This window comes from Rhodophyticola sp. SM2404, assembly GCF_053570515.1.
This window is the reverse complement of sequence record NZ_JBSEDL010000004.1, coordinates 343,332-357,145: the sequence shown is the minus strand read 5'-3', so window position 1 is coordinate 357,145 and position 13,814 is coordinate 343,332. Positions and strand designations below refer to the sequence as shown.

Annotated in this window: 10 protein-coding genes, 1 tRNA gene and 2 pseudogenes; 1 reads left to right on the top strand and 12 read right to left on the bottom strand. The window is 56.1% G+C overall.

Going from position 1 to position 13,814, the window contains the following annotated elements:
* Positions 1-122 precede the first annotated feature (122 nt).
* From ACTYEO_RS08730 to ACTYEO_RS08720, 3 genes and pseudogenes are all read right to left on the bottom strand, one after another.
* Positions 123-278: pseudogene (locus ACTYEO_RS08730) on the bottom strand (integrase core domain-containing protein); the annotation flags it as partial.
* Positions 279-704: 426 nt separating this feature from the next.
* A pseudogene (locus ACTYEO_RS08725) lies at positions 705-1,641 on the bottom strand (integrase core domain-containing protein).
* Positions 1,566-2,930, bottom strand: a complete 1,365-nt coding sequence (locus ACTYEO_RS08720; protein ID WP_449323337.1) for a phosphatase PAP2 family protein — start codon at positions 2,928-2,930, stop codon at positions 1,566-1,568. The pseudogene ACTYEO_RS08725 and the gene ACTYEO_RS08720 overlap by 76 nt, the downstream one beginning before the upstream one ends.
* 276 nt (positions 2,931-3,206) lie before the next feature.
* On the opposite strand from ACTYEO_RS08720, the gene ACTYEO_RS08715 reads away from it, so the two are divergent.
* Complete coding sequence (locus ACTYEO_RS08715) at positions 3,207-4,844, top strand: ArnT family glycosyltransferase (RefSeq protein ID WP_449323336.1); 1,638 nt, start codon at positions 3,207-3,209, stop codon at positions 4,842-4,844.
* Here ACTYEO_RS08715 and ACTYEO_RS08710 read toward each other — a convergent pair.
* From ACTYEO_RS08710 to ACTYEO_RS08670, 9 genes are all read right to left on the bottom strand, one after another.
* Positions 4,841-5,182: a lipid-A-disaccharide synthase N-terminal domain-containing protein gene (locus tag ACTYEO_RS08710; protein WP_449323335.1), complete on the bottom strand. Its 342-nt coding sequence runs from the start codon at positions 5,180-5,182 to the stop codon at positions 4,841-4,843. The genes ACTYEO_RS08715 and ACTYEO_RS08710 overlap by 4 nt on opposite strands.
* Positions 5,179-5,937: a glycosyltransferase family 2 protein gene (locus tag ACTYEO_RS08705; RefSeq protein ID WP_449323334.1), complete on the bottom strand. Its 759-nt coding sequence runs from the start codon at positions 5,935-5,937 to the stop codon at positions 5,179-5,181. The genes ACTYEO_RS08710 and ACTYEO_RS08705 overlap by 4 nt, the downstream gene beginning before the upstream one ends.
* 69 nt (positions 5,938-6,006) lie before the next feature.
* Positions 6,007-6,237: a type I restriction-modification system subunit M N-terminal domain-containing protein gene (locus tag ACTYEO_RS08700; protein WP_449323333.1), complete on the bottom strand. Its 231-nt coding sequence runs from the start codon at positions 6,235-6,237 to the stop codon at positions 6,007-6,009.
* 713 nt (positions 6,238-6,950) lie between these two features.
* Positions 6,951-7,040, bottom strand: a tRNA-Ser gene (locus ACTYEO_RS08695).
* A gap of 90 nt (positions 7,041-7,130) precedes the next feature.
* A complete protein-coding gene (locus tag ACTYEO_RS08690; RefSeq protein ID WP_449323332.1) occupies positions 7,131-7,850 on the bottom strand; it encodes an alanyl-tRNA editing protein in 720 nt (239 codons plus the stop codon).
* Positions 7,843-10,239, bottom strand: coding sequence for a DUF3772 domain-containing protein (locus tag ACTYEO_RS08685; RefSeq protein WP_449323331.1), 2,397 nt, complete (start codon positions 10,237-10,239; stop codon positions 7,843-7,845). Before ACTYEO_RS08685 ends, ACTYEO_RS08690 begins: the two co-directional genes overlap by 8 nt.
* The gene (locus ACTYEO_RS08680) at positions 10,236-11,264 is read right to left on the bottom strand and encodes a cysteine synthase A (RefSeq protein ID WP_449323330.1); all 1,029 of its coding nucleotides are present in this window, start codon (positions 11,262-11,264) and stop codon (positions 10,236-10,238) included. Before ACTYEO_RS08680 ends, ACTYEO_RS08685 begins: the two co-directional genes overlap by 4 nt.
* A 102-nt stretch (positions 11,265-11,366) precedes the next feature.
* Positions 11,367-12,491, bottom strand: coding sequence for a gamma-glutamylcyclotransferase (locus ACTYEO_RS08675; RefSeq protein ID WP_449323329.1), 1,125 nt, complete (start codon positions 12,489-12,491; stop codon positions 11,367-11,369).
* Positions 12,492-12,528: 37 nt separating this feature from the next.
* Complete coding sequence (locus ACTYEO_RS08670) at positions 12,529-13,746, bottom strand: class I SAM-dependent methyltransferase (protein WP_449323328.1); 1,218 nt, start codon at positions 13,744-13,746, stop codon at positions 12,529-12,531.
* Between the last annotated feature and the right edge of the window lie 68 nt (positions 13,747-13,814).

Below are 13,814 nucleotides of genomic sequence, written 5' to 3'. Positions count from 1 at the left end.
AGAATGTCCAAATTGTGTTCTTTGGTTCAGTAACTCATAGGGTGAAGATTCTATCTAGTTTAAATCGCAGAGCGGTACACCAAAACCAAATCTTTGTCTTGGATTCGGAGACGGAAACCTGTCTAGCTCCGTCGTTTAGGACCATTAATTTGGGGTTTCTCTAATAAGGTTTCTGGGGCGGGCGGACACATAGTTAGGGCATGATGAGGGCGGATTTGGTTGTATTGCCTAAGCCAGACATTGATGGCGACCTGAGCTTGTTTGGTTGTGTGAAACCATTCGGCGTTGAGGACTTAGTGTGGCTGTCAGTAAGCATTTCATACACTAGTCCTTTTTTCTCGCAGCAAACCCTTGGCCCAGTTGATTTTTTCTCCGCGATCGCTCTCATTTGAGCAAATCATAACGCCCATCATTTGCCAAGCTATTAGGATAGTATTGTAGGCTCTCAATATCGCTACGTTGGTCAGAAACGTGTGGGGTAAACGTGTGGGGAAGTGAAGCGTTGGAGCCTCTAAAAACTTCAGCAATATATAGTAAAAAGGGTAAGTGGCGGAGAGACAGTCCATTGTTAGCAGGCATACGACTGTAGAAATTTGTTAATTTTCAAATATACAGAGAGACCGAAGTTATTTTCATGTGGAGCAGAATGTGTAGCAGTCTTCTGTGAAATCAGCTTATCAAACCCTCAATGATCCGGCAATAAGCTAGGTATTTAGTCCTAGCATCTGGTGGATCGGATTTAAGATGAATCTTTCTGGCTCAGAAGTCCACATTATGCAGATCTATTCGTAAGGTGTGAGGCCGCCGAGGGTCTTGAGTCCGCGCGCGAAGTTGTAGGCTGCCATGAAGTCCGCCAAATGGATGCGCAGTTGGTGGTCATCGTAGTGGAAACGCTTGACCGTCGCGTCCTTGATGGTGCTGTTCATGCGCTCCACCTGACCGTTGGTCCACGGATGGTTTGGCTTGGTAAGGCGGTTTTCCATACCGTTGGCCTCACAGATCATGTTGAAGCGCATTGGCCTTGAATATGCGGTGTTGCGATTGCGCGGTTGCACAGCGAACTGGATGCCGTTGTCGGTCAAAACGGTGTGGACGTGATCAGGCACGGCTTAGAGCATGAGCTGTAAGAACTCCCAAGCGGTCTTCCTATCTGCCTTCTCGACGAGTAGGGACACGGCAAACTTGCTTGTGCGTTCAATGCGGACAAAGAGATAAAGCTTGCCCTACGCCGTCTGAACCTCGGCGATGTCTCTGTGGAAGAAACCGATAGGATAGCGCTTGAACTCCTGACGCTTCGGCTTGTCACCCTCCACATTAGGCAGCCGAGAGATGCCATGACGCTGGAGGCAGCGCCGAACGCGTCAGATGCGAGATCGTTGGTTGAAGAGAATAAAGACAATCGTCCAGCGGCAACAAGCTGTGCCGTCTGAATGCGACGTTGGTGGCCTCCTCAGCCTCGGTCAAGACCGTTGACCGAGGCTGAGGAGGCCCAGACTTGAGGTCTTCAACAGTCTGGCGTACGCGCCACTTCGCTACAGTTTTGGGGTTGATGCCCAGATCCTTGCTCAGCTGCGCGAGCGAAGCTTGCGATCGATGTATTGCAGCGCTGACGGCGTGCGTGGTCTGAAGTGGTCCCACCATTTCAATGTGTCCCGCTGCATTATCAATGGCCAGATCAGGAGCGCCAATCCCGAGGTGATCGCGATAGCAAGCAAGGCGTCGCTAGCGAAATGCGCTCCCGCCGAGACGCGCTGAAGCGCCGATATCAACGGTAGCGTCAGTGCAACAGCGAATAGACGCGCTTTGATCTTGGCGCTGAAATACGACCTTTGTTCGAGCACCAACAAGATCAAGAAAATGGCAATGGCGGTGGCCCCTGACACCTCGCCTGACACGAAGGAGCAATTGCTGTCACATTGCGCGGTGGGAAGAAATGCGGGGGTGAATTGTGCCTCTGCACCAAAATTTTCCACCATCACAGGGCGGGCGCGCCCCCAATGTTCTTTTAGGATCATATTCACCATGATCCCTGGCCCCAAGATCATGACGGCGGTGAAATACCCCCAAGCTCGCGCGCCCAGATACAGCAGCCGTCCGCCAAAGCGCCACGTCACGCCTAATGCGATCAGGGAAAATAGCGCCAACAGATGCATCGTATTCATCAAGGCGTGGCGGAGAAACTGAACAACGGGCCATTCTGCTGCGGGAAACCCGCCGCCTTGGCGATAAAAGAGCCCCGTGATCGTAAGATCAAGCGCTGGACCCAAGGTGAAGAGAACCGAAACGACCAAAGCACTATACGCCCATAGGGTGATCAGGGAAGCGCGGCTGAGGTCTTCAAGCCGCTCAAGCCGCAGCGGGGGGCAAACCCGATAAATGGAATTGACCATCACCAGCACTTTTCGGGAATTGCGCGCCCAACGTTTCCGCAGACGTGCGATCATGGGGCGGTTGATCCGATCAAACAGTAGGGCAAAGATCACGCCCGACAAAACCTGCCAATAGCTATGCGCGCCGACCGAAATGCGCGAGCCCCCGACATAGGCGGCCGATAACCCGACAGCCACCTGTGCAACTGGATTGCTGCGCAAACATTCATGCGCCAAGCGCGATGCGCCAAAGACGGCACTGGCGGTGTGGCCCGAGGGAAACCCCATTGTGCCGCCATTTGGGCGTTGATTGATCTGAGCATCCCCAAGGAGGCGTTTTTGCAGATGCACGGTTGCCATCAGCGCAGTAAATCGCCCAAATGTGTCAAGCGCGTTTCCATTCACCGCAGCACAGCCCAATGCCATCAGTGGCAAAGCGATTTGAAGATGATCGCCTGTTTTTTCGATCCGTCCCGCGCCAAAGGCAACCACCAAGGTTAGGATCGTCGCCACCGATGCGCCGCGCAAAGCCTGACCAAAGGCCAATCTTACCCCCCACACGAAAGCCTTATATGTCCAAAGACCCCGCGCCCTTGCTGACTGCGCGGCCAAAATAAGCGTTTGTGTCGCTGTTTTGTGCAATCGATTGGCGCTCAGCCGAATCCAGCGTCGGTAAGTGACCAATTTGCGCCCGCGCATTTCGCGCATATCATCAACCTGATGGGTTTTCATAGCGGCATATCGGTTCTAACTGACGTGATTTGGTCACATAGATATGGAATCAATGCGTAACCAATGTGACAGCACGGCGGGGCTTTGCGGGAAGGGGAACAGGCAATGCGCAAGACAGAGTATTTGTGGATTGGCGCGCTTGTTGTACTGAGTATTTTGGTCTTTAGCCCTGGCTTTTATTCTTTGCCGATCTTGGATCGAGACGAAGCGCGCTTTGTGCAAACATCGGCGCAGATGCTGCAATCAGGCGATTATATTGACCTGCGTCTTGGCGATGGGCCGCGCTACAACAAACCTGTGGGCATCTATTGGCTGCAATCGGGTTTTGCGGCGCTGACAGGGGCACCCGATCTGGTGCAAAGCTACCGCGCGGTCTCTCAGATTGGGGCCGTCGGTGTTGTCTTGATGAGCTTTGCCATCGCGCGGTTGGTCTTGCCCGTTCCGATGGCGTTTTGTGCGGCCGCGTTGATGGGCGCGACTTTGGTCTTGGGCGGCGAGGCGCGCATCGGAAAAACCGATGCCATGCTGCTATTCATAATATTGATCGCTGTATTTGTGGTTTTGCGCGCGGTCCTGCGGCACAATGATCCACTGTCTCATGAGTTGAAATTCGCGCCATTGGCGCGCCTTGACTGGGGCGCATTTGCCCTCTTTTGGGGCGCAATTGCGGCCTCGGTTCTGATCAAAGGTCCAATTGTCTTTTTGATCTTGGTGCCGATTTTGACCTTCATAAGCTGGAAATCCCGCAGTTTGGACTTTCTGCGCTATCTGCGGCCAATGGCGGGGTTATTGGTGTTTCTGGCGCTTGTTTTGCCTTGGTATGTCGCCATTACGCTGCGCAGTGATGGATTGTTTTGGCAGGCCTCCTTGATGCGCGACTTCTTGGGAAAAATCCACGAAGGACAAGAAGGCCACGGCGCGCCATTTGGCACATATCTGGTGCTGTTTTGGGTTACCTTTTTTCCTGCCTCGATGGTTTTTGCAGCCGGTATTCCAGCGATTTGGTCATTGCGAAAAACTCTTTGGGTGCAACTTTCTCTGTCATGGATATTGCCCACATGGTTGGCCTTTGAAATTGCCTCAACCAAGCTGCCCCATTACGTCATGCCCACCTATCCCGCGATCGCGGTCATGATGATTTGGGCGCTGTGGCAGGCCAATAGCCGCCCTCACAAATGGGCCTTGCGCGCGGCTGCGCTGGTTGGGGTCGTCCCTTTGATCGTGCTTGGTGCCTTCGCATTCGGCGCAAATATGGTGCTGGTTGATCTTTCAAACCATTATTATCTGGGTGGTGCGGCGTCGATCATCGGCCTGCCTTTGGTTTGGCTGATGCTGGCGCGTCGATCATGGGGCGGGTTGGCGGTCGGCGCGATGGTGGTCAGTTTGGGGGTGTCCATCGCACTTTACCCAACGCTTGCGCGGATGGACCGTCTTTGGCCATCGGTGGCCTTGGCCGACCGTGCTGCTCAAAGTCCCGATTGCGAATTTTGGGTGGCGGGGTATTGGGAAGCATCGCTGCTGTTCCTGACCAAGCGCGATCTGCGCTTTGGATCGGGGGCGGAAATTGCTGCACAGGCCGACATCCAGCGCTCGCAAGGCGGCTGTCTGCTGGCGGCAATTTCCGATGCTGAACGCGCGAGCTTTGCAGCCCTTGAGCCCGACCTGCCCGCCGAACAGGTGATGGATTTATTCAATTTCGGCGATGGCGAGGATATTCGCTTTCACATCTTCGAAATACATTAGTCCTTGCGCGATGTTTGGGCCGGCTCGCTTGGCGGAGTGGCAGGTTTCTTGCGGTGGATGAACCACAGGTTGCGCATATAGATGCTCAACCCCAAGGCTTGACCCATGATAAAGACGGGGTCTTGGCGATGGATCGCGTATGATAGCAACATAACCCCGCCCGCGAGCGAGAAATACCAAAAGGCAATCGGCATGATCGAAGCCTTGGCGCGTTCGGATGCCAGCCATTGCACGACAAAGCGTGCCATGAACATCGCCTGCGCGGCGAAGCCAAACACAACCCAAAGCGCCTCGGCGCGGGTATCGACCCGGAGAAATGAAATCAGCCAGTCCATCATTGATCCTCTTGCGGCGCGTGTTGCGAATCTTTGATAACCCGACAGGGCTTTTTGCGTTTGACCAACCACATGACCCCGATCAGGTCGCTGACCCCCTCAAGCGCGCGATTGAAATTGGTGTAATGGGACCGTCCTCCCCATCGATGCGCATGTGCGACATCGACATGGGCAATCTTCCAGCCATCGCGCAGAAACAAGGCGGGCAAATAGCGATGCATATTGCAAAAGAAGGGCAGGCCCAAAAACGCATCGCGGCGAAAGGCCTTGAGGCCGCAACCCGTGTCGCGCGTGCCATCCTTCAGCAAACCTGCCCGCAACGCATTGGCCAATTTCGAGGCCAATCGCTTTGAAACGCTATCCTGACGCTTCAGCCGCTGTCCCGCGACCAGCCCCAATTGCCCGTGTGAATCTTGGGCAAAGACGGACACCAATTTGGGAATTTCTGAGGGCGGGTTTTGTCCATCGCCGTCCAAGGTGCAAATCACGGCTCCTCGTGCGGCGCGCACGCCGCTGTGCAAGGCCGCCGATTGCCCGCCCGACCGATCATGTCGCAATACCCGTAAACTGGGCGTGGTCGCGCATATGTCCTCCAAGATAGACGCCATACCGTCTTGCGAGGCATCATCCACCACGATGATCTCGAACGCGCCCAAACTGGCGCAATGGGTCATGATTTCACCAATCAGCCGCGCGATGTTCGCCGCTTCGTTGCGTGCGGGAATCACGACAGAAAACAATGGAATTTCGATGTTCACGACTTACGCCCCCCGTGCGCGACGATCGCGCAAATATTGAGGACAGTCTTTAGCGATGTTTCTTGACGCTTATGCAACACAGCCCAAAGTTGCTGAGCAGCCCCACCTGAACGCGCCATCAATGATCGGCGCGTAATCCTCGCCATTCAGTTCGGCTCGGTCACGGCGTTCGTTTTCAAGGTCGTGCATGTATTTGAGGAACAACACCCATGAGGTTTGTTCAACGTAGTCGAGTTCGTTGGCGATGCCTTCTTCTGCGCGCAGGTCTCGCTCGATCTTATTGAATGCGTTTTCGTACAATTCGGCCTCGGTTTCTGAAATCTGGTTTTCTTGATCCTAATAAGCACATTCTTCGCACTCATCTAAAAAAGAGCCAATAGCGAGTACTTCGGCGTGAGGGTCTGGGCCGTCTTCCCACCTGCGCCCGAGCTATGCCAGAAAGTCGATGGTATGGATGCCTTCAGGGGGCGGCATTCATATCATGAACTTTTAAAGATATCACAGTGCTGTTGAACTAATCCGAGGCGAGGTTTTCGATTTCGACGGAATGCTTCTGCATCCGATCGGACGACCAAAGTTTGGCCGATATGGTTGGGAACCCTCGACCGCGAGGTTTACTGACAACATTACTGGCGAAAAAGTTGACGCTCTCATTGGCCATATCATCGTGTCGGCCGGTACCGCGCCGTCGATATGTGGCGTTCCGAAATGTCGCGACATGCACGAATGTCGAGTTCGGCGACGCTGCGGTGCAGCGCTGGTAGCCATAGTAAAAGGCCGCTTTGGGCCACGGCGCGACACAATGCATAGTGCCACCGTCAAAAAAGACAGGATCTCTCAATAATTCGCGACTTATGGTGACAAAAATCGGACCGGTGGTAAAATATTGGCAAAGAGAGTAATGTCGCCTTGCGGGTCTTCACCGAAGTTACGCAAGAATGTACCCCGAAGTGTACCCCAATTAGATAGACACAGAAAAACTCAAGGAATCCCAATATGTTCGCTAGATTAAATGGCGGAGAGACAGGGATTCGAACCCTGGAGACGGTCTCCCGCCTACACACTTTCCAGGCGTGCGCCTTCGACCACTCGGCCACCTCTCCGTGAGGGGCGACATACAAGAGGAAGGATGCAGGACGCAAGACAGGAATAGAGCTTTTCTGCGAATTTTGCGCCCGCGTGTTGAAGTTGCGCTACCCAGCCAGCTCGATCGTTATGCGGCGGTTCTGGCGGCCCTTGTTTTCGATCTTGCCGATGACCAGCTTTCCGATCTCGCTTGTATTGGCCACATGGGTGCCACCACAGGGTTGCAGATCAACCTGTGCATCCTCGGTCCCGATCCGTACCAGACGCACGCGCCCTGCCCCGCGTGGCGGCTGGACCGACATGGTTTTGACCAAGCTGGGGTTTGCATCCAGATCGGCCTCGGTGATCCATGTCTCGGAGATATCCAGTTTGCGCTCCACCAGCGCATTCAAACGGCCTTGCAGGATGGCCTTATCCTCGGGCGCCTCGGGCATGTTGAAATCAAGACGCCCCTTATCGGCGGCAATCCCGCCCCCCGTCACAGGCAAGGGGATCACGACCGAGAGCAGATGCAAGGCGGTATGGATGCGCATATGACCATAGCGCCGTTCCCAATCGAGGCGTTGTTCCACCTCCGCGCCCACGGGCGGCAATTCGGCGGCATCCGCGGGCACCAGCACAATCGTGCCGCCCTCGCCCTTGACGGCCATCGCGATGGTGATGCGCCCACCTGTCCAATGCAGCATGCCGCTATCGCCAGGCTGGCCGCCGCCGCGTGCATAAAAGATCGTCTGGTCAAGGACGATCCCGCCTTCCTCGGTCAGGGCCACAACTGTGCCCATAGCGGTTTTGCGATAGGCGTCTTGAAGAAATAATGGCTCAGTCATCGCCAGTCTCTCCATCCTCTTTGGGCGGCATGGTGCTGGTTTGGGCTTTGCCGCCCGCCAGCAAGGCCTCGGGATTGCGCAACCAGATATCGCGCTGCGCGAAGGGGATTTCGATGTTTTCCTCTGTAAAGCGCTTGGCGATGGCGTGATTCATCTCGGACAATACGGTCAGTTTGAAATTCACATCCCGCAGGATTGCGCGGATTTCGAAATCAAGCGAATCCGCGCCAAACCGCATGAAAACCACACTGGGTTTGGGGTTAAGCAGAACCATCGGATTGGCCTCGGCGATCTCTTGCAAAATACCCGCGACACGCTCGCTATCGGTGCCATAGGCCACGCCCACAGGCACAATCACGCGGCCTGCATTGTTCTGGTGGGTCATATTCACCACCACGCCCGAGATCAGATCAGCATTGGGAATGATCACATCCGAGCGGTCAAAGGTCTCGATCCGTGTCGAGCGGACCGAGATCTCACGCACCAAGCCCATCCGGCCATTCACCTCGATCCAGTCACCATCCTTGATCGGACGCTCCACCAGCAAGATGATGCCCGAGACGAAATTCGAAACGATGGTTTGCAGACCAAAACCGATACCAACCGAGAGCGCACCCGCAACAATCGCAAGCGAGCTGAGGTCGATCCCCGCCGATGTAATCGCCAGAAGCGCCGCCAGTGTCACACCGATATAGCCCGTGCCCGTGACCAGCGCGTTTTGCCCTCCGGGGTCGAGTTTTGTTTTGGGCAAAAGGTTATTGCGCAGAGTACTTTGCACGACTTTGGTAACCGTATAGCCGATACCGAATATCGTCGCGAATATGATGAAATTCGTGGGCGAGATGGTGATGCCACCTGCCGAAAACCCCGAGAGGAATTGCGACCACAGATCGCTCAACTGGGCGACGCGCACCCCCCAGATCAAGGCGAAAAACGGAAGCGAGATCAGCACAAGGACAAAGCCGATCAAGGTGGGGATCAGAGCATCTTCCAAATGCTCGTTCTGGCCTGTCAGCAGACCGTAAGCATCGCTGACCAAGCGCTGCAAAACCCCGATAATCGCCAGAAGCGCCAAGCTGAAGCTCATGGGTTGCAGAAAGCTTGAACCAGCGGTGAAATAGCCGATCCCTGCCAAAACTGGCCCGATCAATCCAAGCGCGATGACCCCGCGCCCCAAAACGCCATACATCCGCGAGACCACCGTCGGCTCTTGGTTCTCGACCCGCGAATTGCGCATATGCGCCAGAAGAAAGCGCCCCAAACGGATCAGCAAAAGCCCCGTGATCACCACAATCGGGAAGACCAGAACAAGGCGCGTCGCATCCTCGAAATTCTCAGCGCCCGAAATCGCGTTGATCACGACCCAAAGGCCGATCATCAAACCCAGAAGCATGGATGTTCGACGCCCGCGGGCGGTCTCAAGCTCGGGTAAATTCAGCGGCCGAAACGCGGTGTCGCGAAGGGGGAAAACCTGCCGCGACAACCAGATGGCCCCTGCCATGGTCAGGGTGAAGGGCACAATCGCATCAATCAACACGCCGCCGCGCAGGCCCAGAATACCACTGATCGAGACAGCCTCGATCAGACAGACAATGCCACCCACAGGGATGACGACCCTAAGGATCGACAGACCGAAGACTGTCAGACGCGCACCGGGTGAGTTGGCCTCATGGCTGATCGGCCCTTCCATGAACCGATCCACCCAAGCGCTGCCACGCGCCACCAAAACGCCGCCGAATACCAACAGGGCCAGAACCAAAGGCAAATTCGCGCGCAGTGCCGCCAATTGATCAGCGGCAAAGCTATAGGTGACAATCTCGCTGCCAAGCCCTTGCAGCCATTTGCCAACCGCGCTGGCCGCCCCCAGCCAATTGGCGGGATTAAGCGGCGATGGCCCCAAGGAGAGCAACTCGCCCGCCTGCCTGTCCGAGATGATCTGGTCAATCTCGGCAATCAGCCCTTGGGCCAGTTGCAAGGCTGCATCCGCCCGTCTGACAGGGGCCTCGGCCTCGCCAAGACTGGTGGCCAGTTCCGCGCGTTGCTCGGCAATTTCTGCAGGCTCGATCGAGCCATCCTCAGGCACAGGCCCCAAAGCGCTGATCTGGCTTTGTAGCGTGGCGATACGAGTTCCATTCAGCGATTGGGCCGCTTGAAACTGGGTGCGCCAACCAACCAATTCCTCACGCATCTGCTCCAGCAGCGAGTTTGAGGCCAAAGCCCCGTCAATCATCCGCTGCGCACGGTCCGAGACATCGGCCCAAGCCCCGTAATCAGGCGCTGTCTGCGTCTGGGTTTGCGCATGAGCCGACAGGCCAAGCAGCAGGGAAAAGACAAGCGCCAGCCCGATGGTCCAGATGCCCCGTGCCACTCGGTGGAAGGCGGACATCATTCAAACACACTCGGAACAGATTGCGCGGCCTGATCCAGCCAGCTTGGCACAGGCAGCCCCTTTTCCTTGAGGAATTCGGGATTATAGAGTTTCGACTGATAGCGCGTGCCATAATCGCACAAGATCGTCACGATGGTATGTCCTGGCCCCAAATCACGCGCCAGATGCATGGCGCCTGCGATATTCACCCCAGAGGAGCCGCCCAAACACAGCCCTTCCTGTGCCAGTAGATCAAAGACAATCGGCAAAGCCTCGGCATCTGGAATGCGGTAGCTGAAATCGGGGGTTAAACCTTCAAGATTGGCCGTGATCCGCCCCTGCCCGATCCCTTCAGTGATCGAGCTGCCGGGGGAATTCAATTCGCCCGTCGTATAGAAACTGTGCAAGGCGGCCCCTTCGGGATCGGCCAGACCGATCTTCACGCCTTTGGGCTGAAGCGCCTCAGCCACGCCTGCCAGCGTGCCGCCCGAGCCGACCGCACAGATAAAGCCATCAACCTTGCCCTCTGTCTGCGTCCAAATCTCGGGGCCTGTTGTCTCGATATGGGCCTGCCGATTGGCGGTATTGTCGAATTGATTGGCCCAAATCGCGCCATTAGGTTCGGTCTTGGCCAATTCGGCGGCCAACCGCCCCGAATAGCGCACATAGTTATTCGGGTTTTTGTAAGGCGCTGCAGGCACTTGAACCAATTCGGCCCCTGCCAAGCGCAGCATATCCTTCTTTTCCTGACTTTGCGTCTCGGGGATGACAATCACTGTCTTGAACCCCAACGAGGCCCCCACAAGCGCAAGCCCGATCCCTGTATTTCCAGCCGTGCCCTCAACGATCGTACCGCCCGGTTTCAGCAAGCCCTTAGCGACCGCATCCTTGATAATATAGAGCGCCGCGCGGTCCTTGACCGATTGGCCAGGATTCATGAATTCCGCCTTACCCAGAATCTCGCAACCTGTTGCGTCGCTCACCTTATTGAGGCGGATCAGCGGGGTGTTTCCGATTGTATCGGACAGGTCGGAATGGATATTCATGAAACTATCTCCAAAGAGCACAATGCGTGTCCTACAGGGATAGGGGCCGCGTGCGGCAAACTCAAGCACGAAGCCGCGCAAACCCGCCCCCGCATGCAGAGCCTAGCCGCCCCCCCGCAGGCGCGCGCGGTTCGCCATCAACCATTGCGCCGACAGCACCAATGGGGCCACGCGCAGCTCATCCGCGTTGAGCATTTCGGCGAAAACCTCGAAGGGCAGGATATAGCTCTGGATATCCTCCCCCTCGGCGGCCAGCCCGCCCAAACCCGTCACGTCATCTGGCAAATCCGCAATGCCAATATAGGAAATCAGCACCTGCGCCAGCACGCCCGGGGTGGGGTAATAGCGCCCCACATAATGCAGATCGCTCAGGGTCACGCCTGCCTCCTCAACCGCTTCGCGGCGCGCGGTTTCCTCATAGCTTTCGCCCGGATCATTGATGCCCGCCACAGGCTCCAACATCCAAGGATGGGGATCGCCATGGGCGTAAACGGCATGGCGGAACTGCTCGATCAAAAGAACGCGATCACGTTTCGGATCATAGGGCAGAACCGTCACCGCATCCCCTGCCCTCAGAACCATGCGCGAATGATCGGGCGAGGCCGTGCCATCAAACCGCTTAAAGCGCATATGGGCCTGTTCCAGTGTGAAGAACCCGTCATGGACATAGTCGGTCTGGATCAGATCAACATCGCCCGCCCCCAAACCGCTGCCGATACGCGGGCTGCGGTCCAATTCGCGCGCCCTGAGCAGCGATTGCGCGCGTGATCCGATCACACCAAAGCGGTGACGCAGCTCCTCATCGCTGATCTTGCCGAAAAGCCGCATGATCTCGGTCGCTGCGATCACGCTAAACTCGCCCCATTGCGCCTGCCAATCGGCCAGATCAAAGGGGGAAGCGGCAACCCAAGGGGCGTTTGGATCAGGCAAATAGACCAAGGCGGGGCGGCGTGTGCCCTCAACCTCCACGTCCAACTCATGCAGCGCATAGCCGAAGGGGCGTTCATAAAAATCAAGCCTTGCGCGAATGGCCTCACTGGCATCGCGCAGCAAAAGCCCCTGTGCCACCCCGCCCGCTTCGCGCTGGATCAGGGGGAAATGCTCATCCCTCGCCCAATAGGTGGCGAACCCATCCAACTTCGCTGGCGTCAGCGAAACAGGACCGCCTGCCACAACATCAAGCAGGGCTGCATGCCGCAGCGTGCCATAGAGGAAGATATCGGGCATGTCCTAACTCTCCCCTTGGCCCCCAAGCTGCGCGATCTTACGCTTTCTCGGGCCGTTTCACCGTAATCTGGGTCACATCGCAATTGGCAAAACGGAAGGTCGAGGCACAAGATGTCAGATAGAAATTCCACATCCGGCGGAATCTGTCATCAAAGCCAAGGGCGGCCACCTCACTCCAGCGCGCGTTGAAGCTGTCATACCAGCGGCGCAGGGTCTTGTCATAGCTCTGCCCGAACTCAATTGAACGCTCCACCTGAAGCCCTGCCCGCTGCACCTGCGCGCGCAAGACAGAGGGGCTGGGAAGCATGCCACCTGGAAAGATATATTTCTGAATGAAATCAACGCCTCGCTTATAGACCTTCCAGCGCCGATCCTCGACGGTGATGATCTGAAGCGTCGCCATCTTACCAGGCTTCAGCCGCTCGCGCAGCGTGTCGAAATAGATCGGCCAATATCTCTCACCCACGGCCTCAAACATCTCGATCGAGGCGATCCCGTCATAAAGCCCCCGTTCATCGCGGTAATCGAGCATTTTGATCTCGACCATATCCGACAGCCCCGCCTTGGCGATACGCTCCACCGCGTAATCATGCTGTTCTTGCGATATCGTCAGCCCCGTGACCCGCAAACCCCGTTCCTTGGCGGCATATTCCGCAAACCCGCCCCATCCACAGCCGATCTCCAGCACATGATCGCCCGCCTGCACGCCCATCTGATCCACCATGGAGGCATATTTGGCCTGTTGCGCAGCTTCGGTCGTCTCTTCCCCCGTCTCAAAAAGCGCCGAGGAATAGGTCATGCTCTCATCAAGCCAGAGCCTGTAGAACTCATTGCCCAGATCATAATGCGCCGAGATATTTTTGCGCGCCTGCCGCTTGGAGTTCGATTGCAACCAGAAGCGGAAATTCTCAAGGGCGCGGATCAGGCCAAGCCCCAGAAACCCGTCATACACCTCTTCATTATCGGCATGCACAAGGTCCATGAAGGCCTGCAAATCGGGCGTGGACCACCATCCATCCAGATAGGCATCACAAAACCCCAAATCCCCTTCGCGGATCAAGCGCGCAAAAAGATCGGTATTTTGAATATGCAGTTCCGCCACGGGGCCATCCGAGGCCCCTTCAATGCGAAACACGCGACCATCGGGCAGGATCATATCCAACTGCCCATGCTCAATGCTCTGTGCTTTTTGAAAAACGGCTTTGAAATAGCGCGGCAGCCCCGCTTCCCCATCCGTACTCGTTCTAATCGTCAAAGCCTTCTCCCCAAGTCTTGTGCTCTTTTTGGCGCATTAAACCACCCTCTCACAAGGGCTTTTCATCT